General features: G+C 74.7%; 4 protein-coding genes. 1 reads left to right on the top strand and 3 read right to left on the bottom strand.

Annotated features, from left to right (window positions below; translation table 11 throughout):
• Window positions 1-213: 213 nt before the first annotated feature.
• Window positions 214-993, top strand: a complete 780-nt coding sequence (locus ACFE60_RS18460; protein ID WP_375390310.1) for an SDR family NAD(P)-dependent oxidoreductase — start codon at window positions 214-216, stop codon at window positions 991-993.
• A gap of 11 nt (window positions 994-1,004) precedes the next feature.
• Here ACFE60_RS18460 and ACFE60_RS18455 read toward each other — a convergent pair whose 3' ends face one another.
• The 3 genes from ACFE60_RS18455 to gndA all read right to left on the bottom strand — a co-directional run.
• On the bottom strand, window positions 1,005-1,538 hold the full coding sequence (locus ACFE60_RS18455; RefSeq protein WP_375390311.1) for an NAD(P)H-hydrate dehydratase: 534 nt from the start codon (window positions 1,536-1,538) through the stop codon (window positions 1,005-1,007).
• A gap of 66 nt (window positions 1,539-1,604) precedes the next feature.
• Window positions 1,605-2,372 carry a histidine phosphatase family protein gene (locus ACFE60_RS18450; RefSeq protein WP_375390309.1) on the bottom strand — a complete coding sequence of 256 codons (768 nt, stop codon included), beginning with the start codon at window positions 2,370-2,372 and terminating at the stop codon, window positions 1,605-1,607.
• Window positions 2,324-3,309: NADP-dependent phosphogluconate dehydrogenase (gene gndA / locus ACFE60_RS18445; RefSeq protein ID WP_375390308.1), on the bottom strand; the 986-nt coding region annotated here is incomplete at its 5' end. The genes gndA and ACFE60_RS18450, both read right to left, overlap by 49 nt.

Raw genomic sequence — 3,309 nt, 5'->3', positions numbered from 1 at the left:
CTCGTCCTCGCGCTGCTGCTCGTCGCGGTCGGCCGGCGCCTGCCTCGCGTCGATCCGGCGGTCGCGGCGCGCTGGTCGCTCGTCGCCCTCCTGCCGCTCGCGCTGGTGCAGCTGGCGGTCGTCGTGGCGCTGGCGGTCCTCCTCCGCGTTCCGTTGTGAAGGAACTTCTTCCTCCCGGGTCCAGAAGCTCCTTCAGAACGGAATGCTCGGGGGATGCGCGCCGCCGAGTACCTGACCGCCCTGTTCTCCCTCGAGGGCCGAACCGCGGTCGTGACCGGCGGCAGCTCCGGCATCGGGCGGGCGATCGCCGCGGCGCTCGCCGGCGCCGGCGCCCGCACGGTCCTGGTCGCGCGGGACGAGGCGCGGCTGGCGGCGGCGGCAGCGGCGATGCGCGTGGACGACGGCGACGTGCTGGTCGTCGCCGCGGACCTCGGCTCGCGCGACGGGGTCCACGCGGCGGCGGACGCGATCGTGGCGGCGGCGGGCGAGCCCGACATCGTGGTGAGCGCAGCGGGCGTGAACCGCCGGCCGCCGATGCCGCAGGTCGACGAAGCGGTCTGGGACGCGACCATGCGGCTCAACCTCGACGCCCCGTTCCTGCTGGGCCAGCGGTTCGCGCCCGGCATGGCCGCGCGCGGCTCCGGCCGCCTGATCGCGATCTCCTCGCAGCAGGCGCACCGCGCCTTCGTCGACAGCGGTGCGTACGGCGTCTCGAAGGCGGGCCTGGAGGCGCTCGCCCGCTCGCAGGCCGAGGCCTGGTCGAGCGCGGGCGTGACCAGCAACGTCCTCGTCCCCGGCTTCGTGCTCACGCCGCTGAACGCCCGGCTGCAGGAGGATCCCGCCCGGGTCGCCGCGCTCGCCGCCCGCACGATGGTCGGCCGCAACGGGGTGCCCGAGGATTTCGCGACCGCCGCCCTGTTCCTCGCGAGCCCCGCCTCCGCCTACGTCACCGGGCAGAGCCTCTTCGTGGACGGCGGGTTCTCCGTGCACTGATCTGGACGGGATCAGCGGGGGAGGAGGGCCGGCAGCTCGTCCGCCGGCTCGCGCGCGAGGAAGCCGAGCGGCCCGATGCGCTGAGCCAGGCGGTCGCCGGCGCTCGCGTGCAGCCAGGTCGCCCAGCAGGTGCCGTCCGCGATGTCGGCGCCGCGGGCGATCAGGCCGCCGATCGCTCCGGCGAGCACGTCGCCGCTGCCGGAGGTGCCGAGCCCGGGCCCGCCGGCCCGCACCGCGCGGACGCGCCCCAAGGGCTCGACGACCATCCCGCCGCCGCTCACCACCGCGTCGAACCGGTCCGCGACCTCGAGCATCGCCGGCAGCAGGTCGTCGACGTCCTCGTGGAGCAGGAACCCTGCCTCCAGCGCGTTCGGCGTCAGGACCAGCCGGCCGCGGAGGGGGTCGCCCAGCGTCGGCGCGTTCCCGAGCGCGCCGAGCGCGAACGCGTCGAGCAGCACGGTCGTGCGGTCGGGGATCGCGGGCAGCAGCCGCTCGAGCAGCGCGCCGGCCTCGTCCGGGTCGTCGAGCCCGGGGCCGACGACGATGCAGTCGACGTCGAGGTCGCCCGAGCCGGCGCGGGCAGCGGCGGCAGGCCGGCCGGGTCGATCGGCTCAGGGTCGCGTGCCACGGTGCTCCCCGCCGTGCTCCGTGACGGGCGCGTCGCCCGCCAGGTGCGTCACGTCGTTGACCGGCTCGGCGACCCAGCGCCCGTCCTCGCGCACGAGCCGGGTGACGGAGGCGTTCTTCACCGGGTCCGTGCGGGACAGCTCCAGCAGCTCCGCCTCCTCGATCCCCTCCAGCACCGCCCGGATGATGAGCACGATCGCGTCGTGCGACACGACGAGCACCCGCTCGGCACCGGCGCCCTCGATGTCGTGCAGCACCGAGCGGAGGCGCAGCGCGGCGTCGGCCCAGGACTCGCCGCCCGGCGGCCGGTGGTAGTACTTGCCGAGGAACGCACGCCGCGCCGCCTCCTCCGGGTGCAGCTGCTGCACGCCGCGCCAGGTCAGCGTGTCGAGGATGCCGAGCTCGCGGTCGCGGAGGCGCTCGTCGACCGTCGTCGGCAGGGTGAGGCCGGCGACGTCGAGGGCGTGCTGCGCGGTCGAGCGCGCGCGCCGGTACGGCGACACCCACAGCGCGTGCGGGCGCTCGTCCCGGGTCAGCTCGCCGAGGCGGCGGCCGAGCGCCTCCGCCTGCGCGACGCCGACCTCCGACAGCTCGACATCCGCGTCCCGGGCCGGCACGGCGATGCGCAGCGCGCCCGCCGCGTCCGCCTCCGCGGCCGCGACGTTCGCCCGGCTCTCGCCGTGCCGGACGAGCAGCAGCTGCCTCAGTGCGATGAGCCGGCCGACTCGATCTCGGTGCGGTCGCCGCTCCACAGCGTGTGGAAGGTGCCCGGCTTGTCGATGCGGCCGTAGGTGTGCGCGCCGAAGAAGTCGCGCTGGCCCTGGATCAGCGCGGCGGGGAGGCGGTCGGAGGAGAGCGAGTCGTAGTACGACAGCGCGGAGGAGAAGCCCGGCGCGGGCACCCCGGACAGCGCGGCCGTCGACACGACGCGGCGCCAGGCCGCCTCGCCGTCGGCGACGATCTTCGCGAAGTACTCGTCCGCGAGCAGCGTCGGCAGCTCGGCGTCCCGCTCGTACGCCTCCACGATCCGGTTCAGGAACCGCGCGCGGATGATGCAGCCGGCCCGCCAGATCTTCGCGACGGCGCCCTTGTCGATGGTCCAGCCGTACTGCTCGGCCCCCGCGATGATGATGTCGAAGCCTTGCGCGTACGCGACGACCTTGGAGGCGTACAGCGCGGCGCGCACGTCGTCCTCGAACCCGTCCGGCTTCGCGACCGGCGTCGGGCGCCCCTTCTCCAGCGCGCGGACCGCCTCCCGCTGCTTCGGCTTCGACGACACGGCGCGGGCGAACACGGCCTCGCCGATGCCGGAGACCGGGATGCCCAGGCCGACCGCGTTCTGCACCGTCCAGACGCCGGTGCCCTTCGAGCCCGCCTGGTCGACGATCAGGTCGACGAGCGGCGTCCCGGTGTCCGCGTCCTTCTGCTTGAGCACCTCGACGGTGATCTCGATCAGGTAGGACTCCAGGTCGCCCCGGTTCCACTCGTCGAACACCTCGACCAGCGCGTCGGTGTCAAGGCCGCCGACGCGACGCAGCAGGTCGTACGCCTCCGCGATCAGCTGCATGTCGGCGTACTCGATGCCGTTGTGGACCATCTTCACGAAGTGGCCGGCGCCGTCGTGGCCGATGTGGGTGACGCAGGGCTCGCCCTCCGCCTCCGCGGCGATCGACTCCAGGATCGGCTTCA

It is taken from the genome of uncultured Amnibacterium sp., assembly GCF_964245895.1.
Classification (GTDB): domain Bacteria; phylum Actinomycetota; class Actinomycetes; order Actinomycetales; family Microbacteriaceae; genus Amnibacterium.
The sequence above is the reverse complement of the archived record's forward strand: the minus strand, read 5'-3'. Positions and strand labels throughout refer to the sequence as shown.